The organism is Jiangella ureilytica (assembly GCF_004348545.1).
In the GTDB taxonomy this organism is placed as follows: Bacteria; Actinomycetota; Actinomycetes; order Jiangellales; family Jiangellaceae; genus Jiangella; species Jiangella ureilytica.
This window is the reverse complement of sequence record NZ_SMKL01000002.1, coordinates 91,881-113,352: the sequence shown is the minus strand read 5'-3', so window position 1 is coordinate 113,352 and position 21,472 is coordinate 91,881. Positions and strand designations below refer to the sequence as shown.

Annotated in this window: 20 protein-coding genes; 7 read left to right on the top strand and 13 right to left on the bottom strand. The window is 73.5% G+C overall.

Annotated elements, in window-relative coordinates; genetic code table 11:
• Position 1: 1 nt before the first annotated feature.
• Positions 2-505, bottom strand: a complete 504-nt coding sequence (locus E1212_RS01460) for a YybH family protein (RefSeq protein ID WP_131978057.1) — start codon at positions 503-505, stop codon at positions 2-4.
• 105 nt (positions 506-610) lie between these two features.
• Between E1212_RS01460 and E1212_RS01455 the strand changes: the two genes are divergently transcribed.
• Positions 611-1,612, top strand: coding sequence for an ArsR/SmtB family transcription factor (locus E1212_RS01455; protein ID WP_131978054.1), 1,002 nt, complete (start codon positions 611-613; stop codon positions 1,610-1,612).
• Between the two features lie 51 nt (positions 1,613-1,663).
• Positions 1,664-1,945, top strand: a complete 282-nt coding sequence (locus E1212_RS01450) for a DUF2277 domain-containing protein (RefSeq protein WP_131978051.1) — start codon at positions 1,664-1,666, stop codon at positions 1,943-1,945.
• A 10-nt stretch (positions 1,946-1,955) separates the two neighbouring features.
• Here E1212_RS01450 and E1212_RS01445 read toward each other — a convergent pair whose 3' ends face one another.
• From E1212_RS01445 to E1212_RS01400, 10 genes are all read right to left on the bottom strand, one after another.
• Entirely contained in the window at positions 1,956-3,425 is a 1,470-nt protein-coding gene (locus E1212_RS01445) for an SWIM zinc finger family protein (protein ID WP_131978048.1), read from the bottom strand.
• A 53-nt stretch (positions 3,426-3,478) separates the two neighbouring features.
• Entirely contained in the window at positions 3,479-3,898 is a 420-nt protein-coding gene (locus E1212_RS01440; protein ID WP_131978045.1) for an OsmC family protein, read from the bottom strand.
• Between the two features lie 26 nt (positions 3,899-3,924).
• Positions 3,925-4,938, bottom strand: a complete 1,014-nt coding sequence (locus E1212_RS01435) for a helix-turn-helix transcriptional regulator (protein ID WP_131978042.1) — start codon at positions 4,936-4,938, stop codon at positions 3,925-3,927.
• Positions 4,939-4,941: 3 nt separating this feature from the next.
• Positions 4,942-5,814, bottom strand: a complete 873-nt coding sequence (locus E1212_RS01430; protein WP_162605249.1) for a helix-turn-helix transcriptional regulator — start codon at positions 5,812-5,814, stop codon at positions 4,942-4,944.
• Positions 5,815-6,311: 497 nt separating this feature from the next.
• A complete protein-coding gene (locus tag E1212_RS01425) occupies positions 6,312-8,129 on the bottom strand; it encodes an ATP-binding domain-containing protein (protein WP_131978036.1) in 1,818 nt (605 codons plus the stop codon).
• Positions 8,130-8,298: 169 nt separating this feature from the next.
• On the bottom strand, positions 8,299-9,069 hold the full coding sequence (locus E1212_RS01420; RefSeq protein WP_131978033.1) for an 8-oxoguanine DNA glycosylase OGG fold protein: 771 nt from the start codon (positions 9,067-9,069) through the stop codon (positions 8,299-8,301).
• Between the two features lie 476 nt (positions 9,070-9,545).
• Entirely contained in the window at positions 9,546-9,920 is a 375-nt protein-coding gene (locus E1212_RS01415) for a hypothetical protein (protein ID WP_131978030.1), read from the bottom strand.
• A complete protein-coding gene (locus tag E1212_RS01410) occupies positions 9,917-12,370 on the bottom strand; it encodes an AAA family ATPase (RefSeq protein WP_131978027.1) in 2,454 nt (817 codons plus the stop codon). The genes E1212_RS01415 and E1212_RS01410 overlap by 4 nt, the downstream gene beginning before the upstream one ends.
• Positions 12,371-12,443: 73 nt before the next feature.
• A complete protein-coding gene (locus E1212_RS01405; RefSeq protein WP_131978025.1) occupies positions 12,444-13,439 on the bottom strand; it encodes a helix-turn-helix transcriptional regulator in 996 nt (331 codons plus the stop codon).
• Positions 13,440-13,446: 7 nt separating this feature from the next.
• Complete coding sequence (locus E1212_RS01400) at positions 13,447-14,391, bottom strand: helix-turn-helix transcriptional regulator (protein ID WP_131978022.1); 945 nt, start codon at positions 14,389-14,391, stop codon at positions 13,447-13,449.
• Between the two features lie 203 nt (positions 14,392-14,594).
• Here E1212_RS01400 and E1212_RS01395 point away from each other — a divergent pair, with 203 nt between their 5' ends.
• The 3 genes from E1212_RS01395 to E1212_RS01385 all read left to right on the top strand — a co-directional run bounded on the left by E1212_RS01395 (position 14,595) and on the right by E1212_RS01385 (position 18,809).
• On the top strand, positions 14,595-15,986 hold the full coding sequence (locus E1212_RS01395) for an AAA family ATPase (protein ID WP_131978020.1): 1,392 nt from the start codon (positions 14,595-14,597) through the stop codon (positions 15,984-15,986).
• 226 nt (positions 15,987-16,212) lie between these two features.
• Positions 16,213-17,415: an MFS transporter gene (locus E1212_RS01390; RefSeq protein ID WP_131978017.1), complete on the top strand. Its 1,203-nt coding sequence runs from the start codon at positions 16,213-16,215 to the stop codon at positions 17,413-17,415.
• Entirely contained in the window at positions 17,412-18,809 is a 1,398-nt protein-coding gene (locus E1212_RS01385) for an MFS transporter (protein ID WP_131978014.1), read from the top strand. Before E1212_RS01390 ends, E1212_RS01385 begins: the two co-directional genes overlap by 4 nt.
• Here E1212_RS01385 and E1212_RS29175 read toward each other — a convergent pair whose 3' ends face one another.
• A complete protein-coding gene (locus E1212_RS29175) occupies positions 18,810-19,289 on the bottom strand; it encodes a DUF6578 domain-containing protein (protein WP_162605248.1) in 480 nt (159 codons plus the stop codon). It lies immediately after the preceding gene.
• 96 nt (positions 19,290-19,385) lie between these two features.
• Between E1212_RS29175 and E1212_RS01380 the strand changes: the two genes are divergently transcribed.
• Positions 19,386-20,333, top strand: a complete 948-nt coding sequence (locus E1212_RS01380) for a DUF4862 family protein (RefSeq protein WP_162605247.1) — start codon at positions 19,386-19,388, stop codon at positions 20,331-20,333.
• A 17-nt stretch (positions 20,334-20,350) separates the two neighbouring features.
• Here E1212_RS01380 and E1212_RS01375 read toward each other — a convergent pair whose 3' ends face one another.
• Positions 20,351-20,689, bottom strand: coding sequence for a nucleotide pyrophosphohydrolase (locus E1212_RS01375; RefSeq protein ID WP_238992215.1), 339 nt, complete (start codon positions 20,687-20,689; stop codon positions 20,351-20,353).
• A 28-nt stretch (positions 20,690-20,717) separates the two neighbouring features.
• On the opposite strand from E1212_RS01375, the gene E1212_RS01370 reads away from it, so the two are divergent.
• The gene (locus E1212_RS01370; RefSeq protein WP_203416134.1) at positions 20,718-21,422 is read left to right on the top strand and encodes a sulfite exporter TauE/SafE family protein; all 705 of its coding nucleotides are present in this window, start codon (positions 20,718-20,720) and stop codon (positions 21,420-21,422) included.
• Positions 21,423-21,472: the final 50 nt, after the last annotated feature.

Below are 21,472 nucleotides of genomic sequence, written 5' to 3'. Positions count from 1 at the left end.
GTCAGGGGGTGCCGGTGGCTGGGCCGGTGCTGTCCTGGTTGTGCAGTGCCAGCCAGCGGCTCCGCTCGAAGACGAACGTCACGCCGATGACCAGCGGCTCCGGGTCCGCGCCGGGCGACGGCGTGTAGACGGAGTCGAAGAGCACGAAGCCGGTGCTGCAGCCGCGGACCTCGCGGGTCAGCTCCTGGAAGGTCTGCGTCCAGTCCGGCGCGGCGAAGAACCGCTCGATGAAGCCCATTGTCTGGTCCTTGCCGTACAGGACGTCGCCGGTGGCGAAGATCGCGGTGACGTCCTCGTGCAGGACCGCGGCGAACCCGTCGACGTCGCGGTCGTGGGTGGTCTGCACGTAGGCGTCGACGGCGCGGTCGAAGGCCTTCGCGCACATCCGGTGCGGCAGGCCGGCGGTTGACACCTCGGCGGCGGGGTCGGCGTGCGAGGCGGCGGGCAGCGCGGCGGCGGCGAGGACGGCGACGGCGGGCAGTGCGGCGCGGGCGCGGATCTTCATGGGTGCTCCTCTCGGGACGGTGCACCGAGTCAAGAGCAGTGCCGGGCCGGGTCCGAAGAGATTCGACCTGGGTCGAATCGGGACGAGGAGGGCTATCGTGCACCCGTGATCCTGGTGGACGTCGACAGCGCGAGCCTCGCGAGGGTGAGGTTGACGCCGTCGCCGGCCTATGAGCTGATCGGCTGGCTGATGCTCGCGGCGCAGGGGCGTCGGCACCCGGTGTTCGGCGACCCGGGCCCGGCGGCGCGGACGGCCCTGCGCGACCCGCGGACGGCGCTGGTCGCGGCGGTCCTGCCGCAGGCAGGCCGCGGCTACATCCCCGATCTGCTCACGCCGCAGCCGCCGGCCGGGCGTCGGTCGCGGCTGCTCGAGGCCCAGCTCGACGCCGTCGCCGCCACGCCCTCCGGCGTCGTCGCGCAACAGCTGGAGTGGTGCGCGGCCGAGCGGGAGCTGCCCGGCGAGGCGCGCGCCGCCGTCCGCGCCGGCACCTTCGCGACCCGTGTCGCCGAGGGCATGCGGGCGTTCTGGCGGGCGACGCTGGCCGACGGCTGGAGCGCGCTGCACGGGACGCTCGACGCCGACATCCGGGCCCGCTCGCACCGGCTGGCCGAGTACGGCGTCGGCGACGTGCTCGCGTCCCTGCACGGCGACCTGCGCTGGGCCGGCGGACGGCTCGAGGTCCGCAAGCCGTATCGCGAACGGCTCGCCTTGCGCGACGACGAGCTGGTGCTGGCGCCGTCGGCGCTGCGCTGGCCGGCGCTGAGCGTGCAGATCTGCGCGCCCGGCAACGCCGTCCTCTGCTATCCGGCCGACGGCGTGGGCGCGGACGGCGTGGGCGCGGGTGCGCCCGCCGCGGGCGCCGCCGCCGGACACCGTCGTCGCCGGGCCGTGTCCGCGCTGCTCGGGACCACGCGCGGCGTGCTGCTCTGCGACCTCGGTGAGGCGCGGTCCACCGGCGACCTCAGCACCCGGCACGGCCTGGCCCCGGCCACCGTCTCGCACCATCTGGGCGTCCTGCTGCGCGCCGGGCTGGTCCACCGGACCCGCGACGGGCGGGTGGTCCGCTACCAGCGCAGTGCCCGCGGCGACGTGCTGGTCGGAGACTGACGGCGACTGAGGGCGTGCACGCTCTCGGCGGCTGCGCCTAGGCTCGGGGGCATGTGCCGCAACATCAGACCGCTCAACAATCTCGCTCCGCCGGCCACCAACGACGAGGTGTACGACGCCGCGCTGCAGTACGTGCGCAAGCTGGCCGGCACTCGCAACCCGTCGCAGGCGAACCGCGAGGCGTTCGACCACGCGGTCGAGGAGATCGCCCACACGACGAGGCATCTCCTCGACGCGCTGGTCACCAACGCGCCGCCGCGCGACCGCGAGGTGGAGGCCGCCAAGGCCCGGGCGCGCTACGAGGCCCGCATCGCAGCCGGCGCCCCGCGCTGACGACGGCCGGTCACACCCCGCCCCGGCGCAGCTCGTCGTGGAGCGCCGGGCGCCGCCGGTGGCGCTCGCGGAGCTCGGCGAGATACGTCGCGAACTGCGCCGACCGGTCCGCCTTCGTCGCGGTGTCGCGCATGTTCCGCAGCAACCGTGCGGCCGTCCGGTAGTTGCCGCGATCCCCGGCGAGCACGCACTGCTCGACGAGACGGCGGTAGTGCGGCAGCGTCGACGCCGGGTCGATCCGCACCCGTGCGCGGAACAGTCGCCGCCACAGGTCCAGGCCGACGCGCTCCGGCATCGTCTCCGCCGCTGCCCACGCCGCGGCGGAGTCACCCTGGCGCAGCAAGGTCGAGACCCAGCCCGGTGGATCGGCCGCCGCCAGCACGGGGTCCGCGCGCTCGCGCTCGACCTCCCAGCTGCCCGCGGCGGTGGCCGCCCGCTCGAGCGCGGCGTAGGTGGTCGTCGACGGGCGATGGTGGAAGTCGTCCGCACGCAGGCGGGCGGCCTCGTCGACGGCGCTGCGGCGCAGTGCGTCCGTGACCAATCGCTCGACGAGCGGAGCGGCGTACGGCGACCGGGGATCCGCGGCCAGGCCCGCCCGGGCGTGTGCGAGGGCCAGGTCTGCGTGGCCGGCGTCCTCCAGCGCCCTGGCCAGCTCGTCGACGAGGAACGCGCGGCTCAGGTCGCCGCCGAAATGAGCCCTGATCTGCTCCGCGTCCCTGCTCAGGATCGCCAGCCGCCCGCGCGCATGGCGCAGCGCCGACGCGTGGCCGTCGCCGGTCCGGTCGAGCAGGCGGCGATAGAGATCGATTCCGGCCGGCCCGACGGCGTCGGCGTACTGATCGATGTCGACGGTGAGGAAGTCCTGCGGTCCGGCGAACATGAAGCGGTACAGCCACCGGGCCAGCGCCGTCGCGGACTTGCGGTCGAGCGACGCGTGCCGGGCCGTGTTCCGGTGGGCGTCGAGCAGCCGGTCGATCTGCATGCTCTGGCCGCCGGACGAGTCGTCGCTGCGCAGGATCGTGCGCACCGCACGATCGATGGCGGCCTGCACGATGGTCAGCAGCCCAGCCGATGGCGCTCGGCGGCTCCACTCCTCGAGGAGGCCGGTCGTCGCCTCCGCGGCGTCCGCATAGGCGTTGGCCTGGTCGTAGTCGTAGTAGCGGCGACGAGGGGTGAACACTCGCGCCACCTCGTCGGCGAGCACCGCGAGGTCGCCACCGGCCCGGACGTCGAACGGGTCGAGCCCGGCGGGTTCGCTTGCCCGAGCATGGTCTCCCGCCGCCCGGATGGCGACCGCCACGCAGTGCTTGCAGAACGCGCCGGTGACCCCCACCGGGCAGTCGCAGAACCAGCGCAGCTTCGTCGCGACCAGCTCCACCCGGTAGTCGTCCGTGCCGCGGACCACCGCGGTGACCCGGTCACCGTCGTCGGCGAGGTCGACGACCAGACCACGGCCGGCGTAGTCCTGGCCACGGCGCATGGTGCGCGTGTCAGTCAGCTCGCCGAGGCGGTCGACCCACGACATATCGGGTGTCAGCCGAGGTTCAGCGTGACCGGAGTGCCGATCTGGACGGTCCGGCTCACGGTGCACAGGCGGTCGTGCGTCTTCTTGACGGCGTCGGGCAGCACCTCGCGTGCGGCGTCGCCGCCCTCGCCGTCGGGGAACGTGATGCGGATCGAGACCTCGATGTCCTCGAGCCGGTTGCCCTGCTCGTCGCGGATCTTGGTCGCGGTCGTCACCATCTCGAACTTCTCGGGTTCGGCGCGGCGCGACGTGATGAGGTCGATGTCGATGGCCGAGCAGCCGGCGATCGCCGTGAGCAGCAGTTCGACGGGCGTGAAGTCGTCGCCGTCCTCCCCGACGGTCAACTCGCCGCCGCGGACGTTGGTCGCGACGTAGCGGCGCTCGCCGACGCGCCGCAGGAACACCGTGCGTAGTGCGTTCTCAGCCATGCGGCCAAGCCTGTCATGGGGCCCGATCAGTCGTCGGCGGTGGTCGGGCGAGCGCCCGCGTGGTGCTCCAGCAGCTCGCGGGCGAGGGTCCGCCCGGCGTCGGCCAGCACCGGCGGATCGGTGACGAACGCTTCGGGCCCGGCGGTGAGCAGCAGGATGCCGAGCCGTCGCTCGACCGGCGGCAGCAGCCGCACCCGCAGCAGGACCGACTCCGCGTCCTCGGCGAGCACGTCGGAGCCCTCGGCGAACCGGTCGACCGCCCAGCGCGCGTCCTGCGGCACGACCAGCTCGACCTGCTGTTCGTACCGGCTGGTCGCCAGCCGGTCGTCGATCTCCGGCGTGCGCTCGAACGTCTCGTCGAGCACCGTCGCCTCGCGGATGCCGGTCAGCAGGAAGCTGCCCACCACGCGGCCGTCGGCGGACATGCCGGCGTCGACCTCCCAGCCGCGCCGGGTGCGCAAGAGGCGGTACGGCGCGATGCGGTGCTCGCGGCTGTCGTCGCGCCACACCGGCGTGTAGTCGATGTGCACCCAGCGGCGCCGCTTGATCGCCTCGACGAGCATGGCGGCGAGCTCGGCCTTCCAGTGGTCGTCGACCGGCCGGATGCCCTGCAGCATCGTGTCGCCGAGTGCTCGCAGCGCGCCGTCGAGCACGTCGTTCTCGGGCTCGAGCGACAGCAGCGCCTGCCCGGCCCGGTAGATGTTGGCCAGCTCGGCCGGCGAGGTGTGCACCACGCCGATCTCGGCCGCGGGCCGCTCGGTCGACGCGCGCACCAGCTCGGCGACGGCGGGATCGGCGTCGTCGACCCCGCCGTCGCGGTCGAGGAACTCGATGCGGACCTGCCGCAGCGGGCCGGGGTCGAACGCGGCGCTGTCGGCGCAGTAGAACGCGACGATCTCGGCGCGCAGCGTCTGCTCGTCCACGTCCAGCTCGGCCGCGAGCCGGCTCAGCGGCACGCCGTCGGGGTGCATGGTCAGGATCTGGAGGGCGTGCGCGACCCGTTCGAAGCGGCGGACGAACACGGGCGTGGTGATGGTCATGGGTCAGTCCAGGAATGATTCCAGCTCCGCGAGGAGCTCGCTGCGGATGCTCTCGGGCCCGAGCACGCTGACGCGCGGGCCGAGCTCGTAGACGCGGTTGCGGAACGCCGACCGGTGCGTCACCCGGATGGTCAGCCGGACCACGTCGTCGTCGACCTCGTGGTACGACGGCGTGCCCAGCAGTGTCTCGACCTGGTTGCGGTGCTCCGGCGTCGTCTCGACGGTGACGTCGACGGGCTCGTCGACCCCCCAGGTCAGCGGGTCGAGCTCGTCGCGGAACGGCTCGTGCCGCGGGTGGGCGGTGCGCGGCAGGTCGACCCGGACGGCGGACATGCGGTCGGTGACGAACCGCTTGTCCTTCTCGCTGCCGTCCTCGTGGCCGACCAGGTGCCAGCCCGACGTGCCGGGATAGACGAAGTGCGGATGCACGACGCGATGCCGCTGCTTGTAGACGAACCGCAGCCGGCACCGTCGTTCCAGCGCGTACAGGACCTTGTCGAGGGCGTCGTCCTGCCCGGCCCGCTGCGCGGTGCGCAACTCCGGGATCGGCTCCGCGCGTGTGCCCTCGATGCCGGCGCGCTCGGCGAACTCGGAGTCGCCGGCGATGAGCGCGGCGCGCGCGAGCTCGGCCTGCTGCGCCGGAGTCAGGGTCAGCCGCAGCCGATTGTCGCCGGCGAACGCGCGATAGACGGCGGTCTGCCCGGGCGGCGCGGTGTTGCGGATGTCCCACCCGGCCGTGTTGAGATCTTCGATCAGCCGTTTCAACTGCCGTACATGATGTTCTTCTCCCCCGCCGAACGCCGCGATCTTCAGCAATCGCGGAGTAGGGATCCCCTTCGGCTCGGCCGCGACCAGCGCGACCAGCACCCGAGTCACCCGTTCCAATGGACCGAGTTGGTCCCGTCCTCCAGCCATGGCGCCCCTCCACAGCAACATCGGACGATCATGCTATGCCCGTGTCATGTGAAAGGCCAGGGTAGTTCGCCATTTCTCATTTTGGACCGAATTACCGTGGTGTATTGCCCCAACTGCCGGTTAGCCACGGAGGTTTCGATAGGCACAAGGTGGTGACGGTTTCACCAGATGAACCATTTACTCGTCCTGCTGTGGTTCACGCGGTCGCGGGCGGTCAAACTCGTGCAGACGATCCCACCATCTCCCCGGCGCCGGCAGCCGGACCTCCGTCAGTCCTGCCGCCACGCGCCGCACCCGCGCCTCGGTCTGCGCCACCGTGCCGGCCGTGCCGTGTTCCAGTTCCACCCAGGTGCGCAGCAGTCCCTCGACGGCTGACCGCAGCCCGCCGCGGTCGGTCGAGTTCGGCGGTGCCGCGGTCGCGACGATGACGGCCGCCTTGCGCCAATGCAGTGGACCGCTCAGTCCTCGTCGCGCTCGAGGGAGTCGCGGAGGAGCCGGCGGATCATGACCTCGACGAGCATGCGGTCGTCGTCGCGCAAGAGCTTGAACAGGTCGACGAGGTCCTCGGTGCGGGCGGGCCGGGGCCGGTGCTCGACCTCGGGCTCGCGCGACGGCGCCGGGCCCTCGAGGTGCTCCATGCCGGCCGGCAGCGGCGCCGAGTGGAAGACCGCCAGCGACTGCGTGCACCGGGTCATGGCGACGTACAGCAGCCGCCGCCCGAGCTCCGTGTCGTCGCCGATCTCGGCCGGCTCGACCAGCGCGACCGCGTCGAACTCCAGGCCGCTGACCTGGTCGGCCGGCAGCAGCGTGACCGGCTGCGCGAGGTCGCCGTCGCGGCCGTCGCCGGCTTTGATGCCGGCCGAGCAGCAGTAGCGCAGCACCTCGTCGTAGCGGGCCGGGGCCACGACGACACCGACCTTGAACCCTGTGCCGGCCGCCGCCTCGCCCGCGGAGATCGCGACCGCGACGGCGTCGCCCGGGTCGACGCGGCGGACCAGCGGGGTGCCGAGACCGTCGCGCAGTGACTGCGCGAGGTCGAGGGTGCCGCCGTCGGGCAGCTGCCGGCGCGACAGCTCGACGACGGGACGCGGGACGCGGTAGCCGAGGCTCAGCGTGGCCTCGCGCGCCTCGGAGGCGAAGTAGCTGGTCAGCTCGCTCCAGGAGTCGTGCTTGCCGGGGCCGGTGGAGCATTCGAGGTCGCCGACGAGCGTGACGTTGCGGCACCGGCGGGCGATGGCGCGTGCCTGCATGGGCGAGAGGTTCTGGGCCTCGTCGACGACGGCGTGCCCGTAGCGCGGCGGCGCATGGCCCAGCAGGTGCGACAGCTCGTCGAGCAGCACGAGGTCGTCGACGGTCCACGGCTCGTCGTCGGCCGACGCGGCCGGCTCGCGGTACAGGACGTCGCGCTGGCCCACCTTGAGGAGGTCGTCGGCGAGGCGCTCGAGCAGTGACGGGTCGCCGTAGAGCTGGCGCAGCAGGTCCTCGGGTGTGCCGGGGTCGCCGGCCGACTCGACCAGGCGGCGCAGCACCATGGCCATGACGGCGGAGCCCTTGACCCGTGCCGCCTCGGCCTTCGTGTCGCGGCCGCGGCGTCGGGCCGGGCCGCCGTAGAGCGAGGCGATGTCAGCGGTCAGCGCGTCGACCCCCAGGCACGGCAGGGCATCGCCGATGTAGCTGCGCAGGGCCGGGGTCGGGACCACGAGCAGCAGGCCGGCCGAGCGGACGCCGTCGTCGTGGGCGGCCAGCCAGGCGGCGCGGTGCAGCGCGGTGATGGTCTTGCCGGTGCCGGGCCCGCCCCGGACGACCAGGACGCCGTCGCCGGCCTCGCGGACGATGCGGTACTGCTCGGGCCGGAGGGTCGCCGTGGCCTCGGCGATGGTGCCGGTGCGGAACTGCTCGAGCGCGGCGACGACGACCTTGCCGACGACGGGGCGGTTGTCGCGGCCGGGGCTGACGTCGGCGGGAGCGCCGCCGGCGATCTCGTCGTGGACGGCGATGACCTGGCGGCCGCTGACGGTGACGACGCGTTTGAGCGTGACGCCGGCCGGATCGGTGGCGCAGGCCTGGTAGAACGCGCCGGCCTCGGGCGAGTGCCAGGCGATGACGACGGGGTCGCCGGAGTCGTCGCGGACCTCGAGGCGACCCACGTAGCGCGAGCCGCCGGCGTCGTCGACCCGGCCGAAGATCAGCGGCCGGTCCGGCGCGTCGTCGCCCAGGACGGCGTACGAGCGGTCGAGCCGCTGCTGCTCGTCGTCGAGAGCAGGGTGTGTCGTCACGTCAGTCCCTTCCTCACCACGGTGTGCCGGGTTCGACGTCGACTACTGGCGACCTACCCCGCGGAACCTCCCGCGCCGTTGCGGTATTTGACCATGATTGCGCAGATCCCCTTCCGGGTCAGGCGAACGACCGGAAAGGTATCTTCCAGTGACCTTCACCAGGGCGTGATCAGGGAGTCGGCACCGCGCCACCGTCGTGCCGGCCGAGCACGAACGCGATGCGCTCGGCGTCGGCGTCGCGGCCCTCGAGCCCCAGCTCGACGGCCCAGCGGTGGATCGCCTCGACGTAGGCGCGGTAGCGGTCAGCGCGGCGGCGCGAGCTGGCCAGCCGGGTCGTCCCGCCGATCATGAGCGTTCGGTTCAGCGTCGCGTACACCCGGTCGTCGAGGATCAGCGGCTGCCACGTCCGGCCGGCCACGTGACCCGCGCAGGCCCACCACCGGCTCGCCTGCGACTGGCCGACGCCGCGCAGCGACCAGGCCCGATGGGCGGCCTCGAGGGCGCCGTCACGCAGGCCCTGCGCCGCCCGGAGCGTGCGCGCCGCGTCGGCCAGGATCCGGTGCGCCCGGCCGGGGTCGGTGAGAGCCCGCGCCGTCGCCCGCAGGGTGGTGTTCGCCGCCGTCCCCTCCGACGCCCAGGCCATGGTCAGCACGAACGTCTGCAACACGTCGCGCTCGTCGGCGAGGTCCATCGCCCGGCACGCCGCCCGCACGTCGGCGAGCGTGACGGTGCGATCCTTCGCCTTCGACTCCGCGAGCGGCGCGGTGTACTGCCGGCTGCGCAGCAACGCCGTCACGTCCAGCTCGGGGCGCACGTGGTAGAGCACGCCCTTCCAAGTCGCCGGCCGGAATCGTACCGGCCGCGGCTGGACGTCGCGATACTTGTCGATGAGCGCCGGAAGTGCGGCGGGCAGCGCGGTGCTGCTGACGGTGCGCGCCATGGCGTCCCCCGTGGGCCGCGGATATGTGCAATCAGGACATTACGCCTGAGCGCGGACAGTCGGCCTCCTGGTCATCCATTCGGTGGCGCACCTCCGTTGTGGTGGAACAGCACGAACTCGATGCGCTCGGCGCCGACGTCGAGGCCTGACGACTGGTAGTCGAAGGCCCAGCGGTGGACCGTCTCGACGTAGGCGCGGTAGCGGTCGGCGCGGCGGCGAGAGCCGGCCAGCCTCGTGGTGCCGCCGATCTCAGGGTGTCGTTGAGCGTGGCGTGGACCCGGCTGCCGAGAACGAGCGGCTGCCGGTCGCGACCGCGGCGTGGCCGGCGAGCGCCCACCACGTGCACCTCGTCCACCGCGCCGTCGTGGAAGGCGGCGGTGTGGCGCAGCACCTCAGCGGCGGGACCGACACGAATCGGTGCTCACGACGGCGGCGCGCGCGGCCCGACCGGTCCGAGCCGATGAGCTCGCCCCACCTCATCTCGCGGCCGGCACCGCGGCTCGTGACGGCTCGAGCAACGCCTCGACCATGTCGATCAGGTAGCCGACCTCCTCCGGCATCGGCGGCAGTTCGTAGGCATGCAGATGACAGGCACGACTGAGACCGTCCCACGCGATCGTCGCGCTCTCGGCGACCACTCGATCGTCCAGACCGCGCAGGCACACGAGCTTGGACCGCATCGTGGCTCCGGGCACCTGAGCGCCCAGCTGTGCGAGACGATCCACGATCAGCTCTTCGAGCGCCTGCCGGGCGAGGATCGCGGCCACCCGGGAGACCTGCGCCGCGGGGACGGCGTGGGTTCCGTCCAGGACTCCGCGTGCCTGACGGAGAACCTCACCGGCGTCGGTCATGGAAGCCGCAACTCCTGGACCAGGCGTTCGACATCGCGAAGGGCGCCGATGGGGTCGCTCCGCAGGCCGTCGTGCGCGCCCGACCCGACGATGCCGAGCGCCGTACGCCGCCAGTGCTTCCGATCCCGCCACGACGACAGGTTCATGTCGGCGTCACCGGACAGGGCGAGTCCCAGCCGTTGCCGGGTCCGAAGGGCGCTCTGCCAGACCCGCTCGACCTCGACCCGAGAGGCACCCGCTCGGAACCGGGCGGCGAAGTAGACGTCGCGGGCGGCCGCCTCGACGGCGGCTCGGCACAGTCCGGGAAGCACGCGCAGTGCGATGTCGGCAGGCACCTGCCCGTCCCGGGCGACCGCGAAGGCGTCGTCGAGGTGCCGCTGCGCCGGATCCTTTCCCGGCCGCACGTCGACGGCGGATCCGGCCGTTCTGGAGAGCTCGAGGATGCGGGCATCGACGCCGAGTTGTCGCACCGCGGAGGTGAGGCGATCGTCGTGCGACAGGACGATGACCTGGCGGTCCACGGCCAGCTCGGCGAGGACTCGGACGAGGCCGTCGACCTTGGCCGGGTCCATGGCCTGGATCGGGTCGTCGAGCACGATGAAGCGGAACGGGCTGCCGGGCATCGTCGCGCGCGGGATGAAGAGCGCCAGGGCGAGGGCGTGCAGCTCGCCCTGGCTCATCACGCCGAGCGCGCCCGCGTCCTCGCCGTCGACCTCCGCCACCAGCTCGATGTGGCGCCGATTGCCCTGCCCCTTCGGCCGGATGGCGCCGAGGTCGACGTTGCTGTCGTGGCGCAGGGCGGCCCAGATCTCGCGGGCTCGGTCGGCCAGCCGGTCGAACTCGCGCGTCCGGAGCTCGTCGACGGCGGCCCTCATGAATCGGTGGGCGGCATCGACCTGCTCGCGAGCCGGGTCGTCCGACTGCACGCTGCGGGCCTGCTCCACCCATGTGGCCAATCGGACGGCGAGCGGGGTCCACGCATCCTCATGCTCGGAGAGGACCGCGGACGCCTCGTCCCGGAGTCGCGCGTACGCGGCGGCCAACCGGTCGTACTCGGTGTCCAGACGTGCGGCCAGTTCGTCGTCATCGGCGGCCGGGCGGCTCCAGGCGTGCCAGGCCGTGAGCGCAGGCGCGTGTGCCTGCAGTGCGAAGCGGTCCGCCGCGACCGGCTCACCGACCTCGCGCACGAGCGAGCGGGCCTGGTCTCGGGCCAGATCGAGACGTCGGAAGGCATCGCCGTACGCTTCCGAGGAGGCCGACGCCGCGGCGAGCGCGGCCTCGGTCTCCTCATGCCAGGCGGCGTCGAGCGTCCCACCGCCGCACACCGGACAGGGCACGTCGCCGTGCTCCCGGTGGAGCTCCAGCGCCTGCCGGAGAAGTGCGGCCCGCCGCGCGGCCAGCTCGGCCGCGTCCGCGGCCAGCGCCTCGAATTCCGCGGCGGCCGCGCGCAGCTCCGTGACCCCGGCCCGGACTTCGTCCTGCGCCGGCACCGTCAGTCTCGTCAGCGCACGCAGCCGGGCGAGGTCGCCCACGGGCTGCACCGCCTGCCGGCCAGTGGCAACGGCTTCGACGGCTGCGAGATCGGGATGGTGCCGGCGCAACTGATCGTGCGCCTGTGCCGCCCGCTCGTCGGCCGACCCCGCGAGCACCTTCTTCAGCGCTGTGCGTTCCGCCTTCACGGCCTTCGCCGGCGCCTCCAGCTCCTTCGCGACGGCGGCGAGGCGCTGCAGCGCATCGGTGGCCTGCTCGATGCCGAGGATCGCGTCGAGAGCGTCGAACAGTCTGCTGGGGCCGTCCTGGAGGATCCCGCCCAACTCCTCGTAGGACAGGATCGGCCGGTACAGCTCGAGCGGCCGGCTCCAGCCCAGGCCGCCCGTGCCGGACTCGCGCCGTCCGCCCGGCCGCTGGACCCACACCTGCCTGTCGCCGAGCCCGGCACCGTCGGCCCAGTCGACGCCGACCGTGGTGGTGCCGGCGCCCTCCTCGGCCAGGCCTATCCGGATGCGTGCCGCCGCCCGGCTACGGAGGTTGCGCCAGTGCTCGGACCATACCGCCGTTCGCTTGCTCCAGCGGTAGCTGTCGCCGGTCAGGGCGAGTTCCAGCGCCTCGGAGAAGCTGGACTTGCCAGAGCCGTTCCGGCCGGCGACCACCGTCAGCCCTGGGCTCGGGTGCAGCGTCAGCTCGGCGGCGGGACCGATGCCACGGAAGCCTTCGACGCGGATCGAGGTCACGAAGGCACCGACCGGCGGCGTGGACTGCGCCGGCATCGGCGGGCGGGGAACCGACCCCTCATCACGGCCGGCGCGCAGTGCGGCAGCGAGTTCGGCCTCGCTCTCGAGCGCCGCGAGCACCAGCACCGTCGACTCGTCGGTCAACGTGTCGTCGGCGTCGGCGAGCTCGAGCACGGCGCTCAGGACGTGGCCGTCGTCAGGTCCGTCGTGGTCGGTCATCGGACGCGCCTCCTCGACCGTGGTGTTCGATCACGGCGATGTCTAGCAACGACCTCGGACAGTTCGGCGCGCGTCAGCTCGTGTAGTGGGCGAGCAGGTCGCGGGCGAGGTCGGTGCCGGCGTCCCTCAGCGCCGTCGGGGTGTTGACCCAGGTGTCCGGCCCGGCGACCAGGAGCAGCAGCCCGAGCCGCTGCTCGACCGGGGGCAGCAGATGCGCCCGCATGCGGACCATGTCCTCGTCCGCGCCCAGCACCTCGACGGACTCGGAGAATCGGTCGACCACCCAGCGGCTGTCCTGGGGAGTGACGAGGTCGACGGCGGTGGTGCGGCGGTTGGCGGCGATCAGGTCGTCGACGCCGGCGGGGCGCTCGAAGCCGGCGGCGAGCACCGTCGCCGATCGAACGCCCGACAGCAGGAAGGTGCCGACGCGCCCGCCGAAGGCGTCGTTCTCGACCAAGCCGGCATCGAGCTCCCAGCCGCGGCGGGTCTTGACCAGGCGGTACGGCTCGACGACGTGGGTGCGGACACCGGGCTGCCAGGCCCGGGCGTAGGTGAGCGACAGCCGCCGCCGCGACCGCAGGGCGTCGCCGACGGACGCGACCAGATCACCCAGCCAGGCGGCCCGGCCGGACCCGCCCGTCCCGAGACCGGCCAGCACGGTCGCCGTCAGCGCCGTGAGGGCACCCTCCAAAGCGGAGTTCCCGGGCTCCACCGCGAGCAGGTCCTGCCCCGCGCGGTAGATGCGGGCCAGCTCGCCGACGGTGACGTAGTCGGCGCCGATCTCCTCGGTGGGCCGCGGCGACGCCGACACGAACTCCGCGACCGCCGGCTCGACGTCGGCGCCGTCGGCGTCGTGGAAGCGGATGCTGGTCTGCCTGATCGCGTTCGGGCTGAAGGCGGGGTCGACGTCGGCACGGAAGTAGGCGCGCAGCTCGGCCCGCAGCGTCGCCGCGTCGGTCCCCACGTGCTCGGCGAGTGCGGCGATGGGCAGCCCGCCCGCGTGCAGGGACAGCTCGTTGAGCGCGCGCGTGACGCGGTCGAACCGGCGGACGTAGTGTGGCGTGCTCACGCTCGACTCACCGCCGCTCCGGTGCGGCCGGCCCCACGAACCGGCGCAGCTCGGCCACGATCTCGTCGACGACGTCCTGCGGCGAGACGACGCGGGCGCGCCGGCCGAGCTCGTAGAGGCGGGCCCGGAAGGCCGCTCGGTTCGTGACCGGCACGGTGAGACGCACGGTGTCGCCGTCGCCGGCCGCATGACGGGCGGACGGCGTGCCGAGCATGGCCGCGACCTGCGGCTCGTGCTCGGCCGTGGTCGCGACGACCACGTCGACGAGCGGGTCGCGGGTCCAGGTGACGGGATTCAGCGGGTCGGCGGTGACGTCGCGGACGGGGCCGGCGGTGCCGGGCGGGTCGAGCGAGACGTCGGACATGCGGTCGGTGACGAACCACTTGGTCTCGGCCGACCCGATCTCGTGGCCGTACAGGTACCAGCCGGACGCGCCCGGGCGGACCAGCTGCGGCCGCACCACGCGCACCCGGCCCTTGTAGGTGAAGTGGATGAGGCAGCGCCGCTCGACGGCGTACGCGGCCTCGGTGAGCGGGTCGGCCGCGCGGGGCGGCTCGCCCGAGCGGATGAGACGAGCCTCGTCCGAGTCCGGCTCGGGCAGGTCGCCCAGCCGCTCGCGGAAGCCTGGGTCGCCCGCGACCAGCGCCGCCCGGACCAGCTCGACCTGGTGCTCCGGCGCCAGCTCGACCCGCAGCCGGGTGTCGCGCGCATGCAGCCGGTAGACGGCGTCGACCCCGGGCCCGGCGACGTTGCGGATGTCCCAGCCGATGGCGGTCAGCGCGGTGACGTCGCGGGCGAGCTGCCGCTGCGCGTCGTAGGCGGAGTCGGCGCCGTACTGCCCGACGGCGACGAGGCGCGCGGCGGGCAGCCCGGCCGGCTCGGCCGACTCGAGCACGAGCAACAGCCGGGTGAGCCGTTCCAGCGGTCCGAGCTGGTCGCGTCCTCCTGGCATGGGCACCCTTCGCCGCCCGACGGTGTCGGCGTCACTCTAGGCGCCACCCCGGACGGAACGCGGCCGGCGAGAATCCGATGGAGTTCTGACGGAGGCCGCCCGTATCGTCGAGACATGGCACCTGGCCCCGCAACGACCAGCCGCTCCCTGGGGGAGCGCGCGGCAGGAGGTGGCGCGCTTCTACGCCCAGGGAGGTGACGGCGATGGACGCCGAGCAGGAACCGACCGATGACGTGAAGCGCACCGACGACGCGACCCGGCGCATGCCGGCGGACGTCAGGGACACGCTGTCGTGGCTGGCGCACGTGCTGGACGCGACGCTGCCGCTGCGGGCGGCCGAGGACCACGACGAGTTCGCCCGGCGCTGGCTCGCCGGCTCGATCGGGCCGGTCGGGCCGGTCGGGCCGGGTGACGACGGCGCCATGCCCGGCTCCACGAGCGGCGCCGGGGTCGTCGCCGTCCGCGAGCAGCTCGGCCCGTTCACCGCGCCGCTGGTGGCGCGCGTGCTCGCCGAGGACATGCGCGCCCACCCGCCGTCCGGCCTCGCCGGGCTCGAGAGCGACGAGAGCCCGCGCTGGGACCGCCTGCACCTCGCCGACGCCGACGCCGTCGAGACGGTGCCGACGTCCCTGGTCGCGGCGTTCCCGGCCGGAACCCTGGACGCGGCGGCGCCGCTGGTCGTGGCCATCGACGCGCGCTGGTCGTACAAGGAGCTGATCGTGCACGCCCGCGCCGGCGACGTCGAGGCCGCCGAGGCGTATCTGCACAGCGTGGTCGAGCGCGGCCGCGGCCCGCGCAACTACTTCAAGGGCCGCTGCCTGCAGGTCCGTGCCGACGGCAGCGGCTTCAAGGTCAGCACGGTGCCGGTGCCCGACGTGTCGCGCGACGGCGTCGTCGTGCCGGCGGCGGTATGGGCCGAGATCGACCTCAACGTCGCCGGGCTGTTCCGCCGGCGTGCGCTGCTCGAGGAGCTCGGCCTCGGCACCAACCGCGGCCTGCTGCTGTTCGGCGCGCCGGGCACGGGCAAGTCGGCGCTGTGCCGGGTGCTCGCCGCCGAACTCGCCGGCGAGGTGACCGTCGTGTTCTGCGACGCCCGGACCGTCGTCGACTCCATCGAGGTGGTGTACGAGGAGCTCACGCGGCTCTCGCCCGCGCTGGTCGTGCTCGAGGACCTCGACCTCGTCGTCGGGCGGCGCCGGCACGGCAACGACGTCGGCCTGCACGGGTTCCTCGCCGCGCTCGACGGCGCCATGAGCCGGCACCAGGGCGTGGTCACGGTCGCCACCACCAACGATCCCCAGGTGCTCGACGACGCCGCGGTACGGGCCGCGCGGTTCGACCGCACGGTCGAGGTGCCGCTGCCCGACGGTGCGCAGCGGCGGGCCATCCTGCTGCACTACCTCGGGCGGCTCGCCACGGCCGTCGACGTCGCCGCCGTCGCCGCCGGAACCGACGGCGCGTCGGGCGCCGACCTGCGCGAACTGGTGCGGCGGGCGGTGCTGGCCGACGGCGACGAGGTGACGACGGCGACGCTGGTGCGGTTCGTCCGCGACGGCGCCTGGGAGCCCGAGACCGGGGCCGGGCTGTACGTGTGACGTCGGTCAAGTCACACGCCGGAGACCTGCGGGATCGCTACAATATCCACTGGATGTGACCGCGCCGCTGCAGTGAGGCAGCCTGACTCCGGCCGACCTGCCCGCACCCCCAAGACCGAGCAGGTCGACCAGAGCGAGAGGACGGTACGACACACCCCGGACAGATCGAGAGCCGCGACCCTGCGTGACGGGTCAGGGAGGCTGCCGCAGTGCGCCAGGACCGACGTTGACGGCCCGCAAGCAGGTCGGCATCTGGTCGATCGGTCCCTCGGTGTACCTTCCCTCGCTCCTGTTCGGCATCGGCCAGGGAGCCATCGCTCCGGTCATCCCGCTGTCGGCGCGCGAGCTGGGCGGCTCCGTCGCGACCGCCGGCCTGATCGTCGCGCTGCTGGGCGTGGGCAAGATCGTGGGCGACCTGCCGGCCGGCATGCTGGCCGTTCGGCTGGGGGAGCGGCGCGCGATGCTGTTCGCGCTGGTCGTCGTGCTAGGGGCGCTCACCGCCTGCCTGCTGGCGCCGTCGGTCCACCTGCTGGCCGTCGCGGTGGTGGCCATCGGCATCTCGTCGTCGGTGTTCGGGCTGGCCAGGCACGCGTACGTCACCGAGGCGATCCCGTTCCACCTGCGCGGCCGGGCGCTGTCGACGCTCGGCGGCATGCAGCGCATCGGCCTGTTCGTCGGCCCGTTCCTGGGTGCGGCGGTGATGAGCCGGCTCGGCCTCGGCGGCGGGTACTGGGTGCACGTCGTGGTCGCGGTCGCCGCCGTCGTGGTGCTGCTCGTGGTGCGCGAGCCACCGGCGGCCGACGGCGGCAGCGAGCGCACCGCCGTCCGCCCGGCCGGCAAGCCCGACAGCACCGCGCGCATCATCCGCCGGCACCTGCCGGTCCTGCGCACGCTGGGCGTCGGGGCGCTCCTGGTCGGCGCGGCCCGGGCGTCGCGGCAGGTGGCGATCCCTCTCTGGGGCGAGCACATCGGTCTCGACCCGGCGACCGTCAGCCTGCTGTTCGGCCTCTCCGGGGCCATGGAGATGCTGATCTTCTACCCGGCCGGCTACGCGATGGACCGCCTGGGCCGGCGCTGGATCATCGTCCCCTCGATGGTGCTGCTCGGCCTGTCGCTCGTGCTCCTCCCGCTGACCAGCGGCATCGGCACCTACACGGCCGTGGCCCTCCTGATGGGTTTCGGCAACGGCCTGGGCAGCGGCATCATCATGACCATCGGCTCCGACGTCTCTCCCGAGGTGAGCCGGGCGACCTTCCTCGGCGCCTGGCGGCTGTTCGCCGACCTCGGCAACGGCGCCGGGCCGGTGCTCGTGAGCGTCGTCACCGCGGCCGCCACCCTGGGCGCCGCCATCGCCGCGGCAGGCGCCGTCGCGTTCGTCGCCGCCACCCTGATGGCGCGCTGGGTGCCCCGCCACGGCGCCGCGCCGTGATCCACGGGGGCCGGGGCGGGTCCGACGGAGCCGGCGGCGCCGGCCGCGTCCCGACCCGGCTCCTGCTGACGCTGTCGCTGGGCACCCTGCTCAACCCGCTGAACTCGTCGATGATCGCGGTGGCGCTGGTCAGCCTGCAGCGCGACTTCGGCATCGGCATCGCGACGACCACCTGGCTGGCGTCGGGGTTCTACGTGGTCGCCGCGGTGTGCCAGCCGCTGATGGGCCGGCTCGCCGACCAGTTCGGCGCGCGGCGGCTGTTCATCGGCGGGCTGGTCGTCATGGGGACGGCGTCCGCGCTGGCGCCGCTCGCGCCGGACTTCGGCTGGCTGCTCGTGGTCCGGCTGGTCCAGGCCGCCGCGACGTCCACGGCGTACCCGTCGGCGCTGATCCTGGTGCGGGCAGCGGCCGGCAGCAGCGGCGCCGGCGCCGGGCCGCCCGCCCGGGCGCTCGCCGTCCTGTCGGTCGCCGCGTCGGGGAGCGCCGCGCTGGGCCCCGTGCTCGGCGGGCTGCTGATCGCCGTCGCCGGCTGGGAGGCGGTGTTCCTGGTCAATGTGCCGGTGACGTTGCTCGGGATCGTGCTGGCGACGCGGGTGCTGCGCGGCGTGCCGGTCGAGCGCGGCCGGGGGATCGGCCTGCGCGACGTGGACCTGCCGGGGATCGCGCTGTTCAGCGGTCTACTGGTCGCGCTGATCTTCGCCGTCCTGTCGCTGGCCGGCGAGCCGCGGTGGTGGCTGGTCCCGGTGGTCGCCGCACTGGGAGTCCTGCTGGTCCTGCGCGAGCGCGCCGTGGCCGAGCCGTTCCTCGACGTGCGCGGGCTGGTGGCGAACCGGGCGCTCAGGACCGTTCTCGTGCAGCAGGGCGGGATCAACCTCATCTTCTACTGCATCTTCTTCGGCATGCCGATCTGGCTCGAGAACGTCCGCGGCTTCGACCCGGCGATGGTGGGGTTGCTCGTCCTGCCGACGACGGTGCTCAGCATCATCGTCACGCCGATCACCGCCCGCGCGATCCGCCGGCACGGCCCGACGGGGCCGCGGCTGCTGGGGCTGGGGCTCATGGTGGTGGCGGCGTCGGCGCTGCAGCTGCTCGGCGACGCGACGCCCGTCGTGCTGCTGCTCGGGATCGCCGTCCTGCTCGGCGTCCCGAACGGCGTCAACAACATCAGCCTGCAGACGGCGCTCTACTCGGCGGCGCCGGCCGGTCGCATGGGCGCCTCGGCCGGGCTGTTCCAGACCTTCCGCTACATCGGCGCCATCGCCGCGACCAGCGTCCTCGGCGTCGTCCTCGAGCAGAACCTCTCGACCGAGGGCCTGCACGACGTCGGCCTGCTCATGACGGGGGTCGCGGTCGTCCTGTTCGTGCTCGGCCTGCTCGCCGTCCGCCGCCGCTGATCAGCGCTGGCCGACCTGCAGGTCGATCAGGAAGAGCGGCGCCCACGCGTGCTCGTCGTCGAGGTCGATGGTCCGGTCGGCGAAACCTCGCACGTCCCGCAGCTGCGACGTGACCGGAGCCTCGCGGACGCGGGTGATGCGCCCGGTGGTGAGTGGGACGGTGGCGGGGACGAGGTCGTGATGGTCCTGGGCGAACGCGCCCGACAGCCGGAGGGCACGACCCGCCGGGTGCGACGGGCCGAACGCCGTGACGCCGCGACCTGGCTCGCTCTGGACGGTGAGCAGGCTGCCGAACCGGCCCTGCTCGGTCTCGATGTGCTCGCCCGTGACGACGTCGACCGTCACCCGCGCCTCGTCCAGCGCGACGTCGTCCTCGGCGAAGGAGAGCCGCCAGCTCACCAGGTCGCCGACGGCGAACGGGTCGGCGCAGCAGGCGAACTGCCACTCCTCGACGATCACCGGGATCACCGACGCGGTCATGCGACCAGGATGCCCGACTCCGACCCGGCAAACCGTTCCATGTCGAGGCGACCTACGCTGAGCGCGGCCAGTCCACCAGCCAGCGAGGAGATCGGCATGCCCTTCATCGTCGGTGCGTATGCGGCGGCACCCCGGGGTCTCGAGCCCGGCACCCGGTTCCGGACCTACGTGGACGACGTGCTGGCCCTGCCGGCGGTCGACGGGCTCGAGGTGCCGTTCCAGGGCCATGGTTCGGCGTGGAACGACCCGGCCTACCTGCACGCCACCGCGGTCGCCAGCGAGCACGTGCTGACGATGATCCCCGCGACGATCATGGCGCTGGCCGGCGCACCGGCGCAGGGGCTCGCATCGTCCGACGACGGCGGCCGGAAGCAGGCGGTCGAGCAGCTGCGCCGCGCCTTCGAGTTCGTCACCGCCGTCAACGAGGGCCCGGGGGGCACCATCACCGCCGTCGAGGTGCACTCCGCGCCGCGACGGCCGTTCACCTCCGCCGACGCGTTCCGGGCGTCGCTCGACGAGGTCCTGAGCTGGGACTGGGGCGGCACGGAGTTGCTGATCGAGCACTCCGACGCGCACAGCGACGACCACCAGCCGGCCAAGGGCTTCCTCCCGCTCGACGAGGAGCTCGCCGTCGCGGCCCAGCGCGGCATCGGCTTCTCGGTGAACTGGGGGCGCTCGGTCATCGAGACCCGCCGCGTCGGCGGCGCCCGCGAGCACCTCGCCGCCGTGGTGGCGCGGGGCCGGCTCGGCGCCCTGGTGTTCTCCGGGGTGTCCGACGCCGACACGCTGGACGGGCCGGCCTGGGCCGACCTGCACCTGCCGATCCGCGACTGGTCCGACGCCCCGGTCGCCGCCGAGGCCGCCACCAGCCTGCTCACCGCCGACGAGGTCCGGGCCTGCGTCGACGCCGCATCGGAGCCGCGCTTCGTCGGCGTCAAGGTCTCGTCGCCCAGCACAGCCGGCCCGGCCGAGTGCCTAAACCTGGTGGCGGCCAACGTCGCGATCGTCGCCGACGCGGTCCAGCGGGCACGCAGCCGCGGCTGACGTCGTCGCCGATGACGTCACGCACGCGGCTGCGCGCCCGGCGGGTACCGCAGCTCCACCTCGTCCAGCTTGTGGTGCGCGTTGGCCACCAGGTCGATGTCCAGCGCCGCCGCCAGGTGGACGAGGTAGTTGGTGACGTCGGCGACCTCGGAGCGGATCCGGGCCGCCGCGTCCGGATCCGCCGCCATCACGGTCACCGACTCCTCGGGCGTCAGCCACTGCAGCTCGGCGAGCAGCTCACCCACCTCGCCGGCCAGCGCCATCGCCAGGTTCTTGGGCGTGTGGAAGCGCTCCCAGTCGCGGTCGGAGACGAAGCGGAGCAGGCGGTCGCGCAGCGCGTCGAGGTCGTCGGTCACGGGGCTCATGATGCCGCCGGTTGACGTCATGGTGGTGCTCGCAGTCGCCGTGTTCCTGGGCGCCGCCGTGCAGGGCGCGATCGGGCTGGGGCTCGGACTGCTCGCCGCGCCGGTGGCCGCGCTGCTCGCGCCGGAGCTGATGCCCGGCACGCTGCTCTGGCTGTCGATGCTGCTGCCGGTGTTCACCCTGGCCCGCGAGTGGTCCGACGTCGACTGGTGGGGGCTGCGCTGGGCGTTCCTCGGCCGGCTGCCGGCCACCGCCCTCGGCGCGTGGATCGTCTCGGTGATCTCGCAGCGGGTGCTGAGCGTGAGCGTCGGGCTGGTGATCCTGGCCGCCGTGGTGCTCACGGTCCGGACGATCCGGCTGCCGATGACGCGCGGCGTGCTGGTCGCGGCCGGCTCGGTGTCCGGCATCTCCGGGACGGCGACCTCGATCGGCGGGCCGCCGCTCGCGCTGGTCTACCAGAGCGAGCTCGGCCCGAAGGTGCGCTCGACCCTCGCGGTGTACTTCCTCATCGGCGCCGGGTTCTCGCTGGCCGCGCTGCGGGTGGTCGGCGAGCTGACCATGGTGCAGACGACGGCGGCACTGTGGCTCTCGCCGCTGCTCGCCGCCGGGTTCGCGCTGGCGTCGGTGCTGCGGGCGGCGGCCGACGGCGGACGCCTGCGGATGGCGGTCATGGTGGTGTGCGCGCTGTCGGCGATCACGCTGATCGTTCGTTCACTCGCCGGCTGACGCGGCGTCGCGATTCTGTCGGAGGCATGCGGCAGGCTGGGTCTGGACAG

Bases quoted from the DNA above. Each gene is read 5' to 3' on its own strand.
- E1212_RS01460 (WP_131978057.1), bottom strand. From the start codon at position 505: ATGAAGATCCGCGCCCGCGCCGCACTGCCCGCCGTCGCCGTCCTCGCC.
- E1212_RS01450 (WP_131978051.1), top strand. From the start codon at position 1,664: ATGTGCCGCAACATCAGACCGCTCAACAATCTCGCTCCGCCGGCCACC.
- E1212_RS01445 (WP_131978048.1), bottom strand. From the start codon at position 3,425: ATGCGCCGTGGCCAGGACTACGCCGGCCGTGGTCTGGTCGTCGACCTC.
- E1212_RS01440 (WP_131978045.1), bottom strand. From the start codon at position 3,898: ATGGCTGAGAACGCACTACGCACGGTGTTCCTGCGGCGCGTCGGCGAG.
- E1212_RS01435 (WP_131978042.1), bottom strand. From the start codon at position 4,938: ATGACCATCACCACGCCCGTGTTCGTCCGCCGCTTCGAACGGGTCGCG.
- E1212_RS01420 (WP_131978033.1), bottom strand. From the start codon at position 9,069: ATGGCGCGCACCGTCAGCAGCACCGCGCTGCCCGCCGCACTTCCGGCG.
- E1212_RS01415 (WP_131978030.1), bottom strand. From the start codon at position 9,920: ATGACCGACGCCGGTGAGGTTCTCCGTCAGGCACGCGGAGTCCTGGAC.
- E1212_RS01410 (WP_131978027.1), bottom strand. From the start codon at position 12,370: ATGACCGACCACGACGGACCTGACGACGGCCACGTCCTGAGCGCCGTG.
- E1212_RS01400 (WP_131978022.1), bottom strand. From the start codon at position 14,391: ATGCCAGGAGGACGCGACCAGCTCGGACCGCTGGAACGGCTCACCCGG.
- E1212_RS01395 (WP_131978020.1), top strand. From the start codon at position 14,595: ATGGACGCCGAGCAGGAACCGACCGATGACGTGAAGCGCACCGACGAC.
- E1212_RS29175 (WP_162605248.1), bottom strand. From the start codon at position 19,289: ATGACCGCGTCGGTGATCCCGGTGATCGTCGAGGAGTGGCAGTTCGCC.
- E1212_RS01380 (WP_162605247.1), top strand. From the start codon at position 19,386: ATGCCCTTCATCGTCGGTGCGTATGCGGCGGCACCCCGGGGTCTCGAG.
- E1212_RS01370 (WP_203416134.1), top strand. From the start codon at position 20,718: ATGGTGGTGCTCGCAGTCGCCGTGTTCCTGGGCGCCGCCGTGCAGGGC.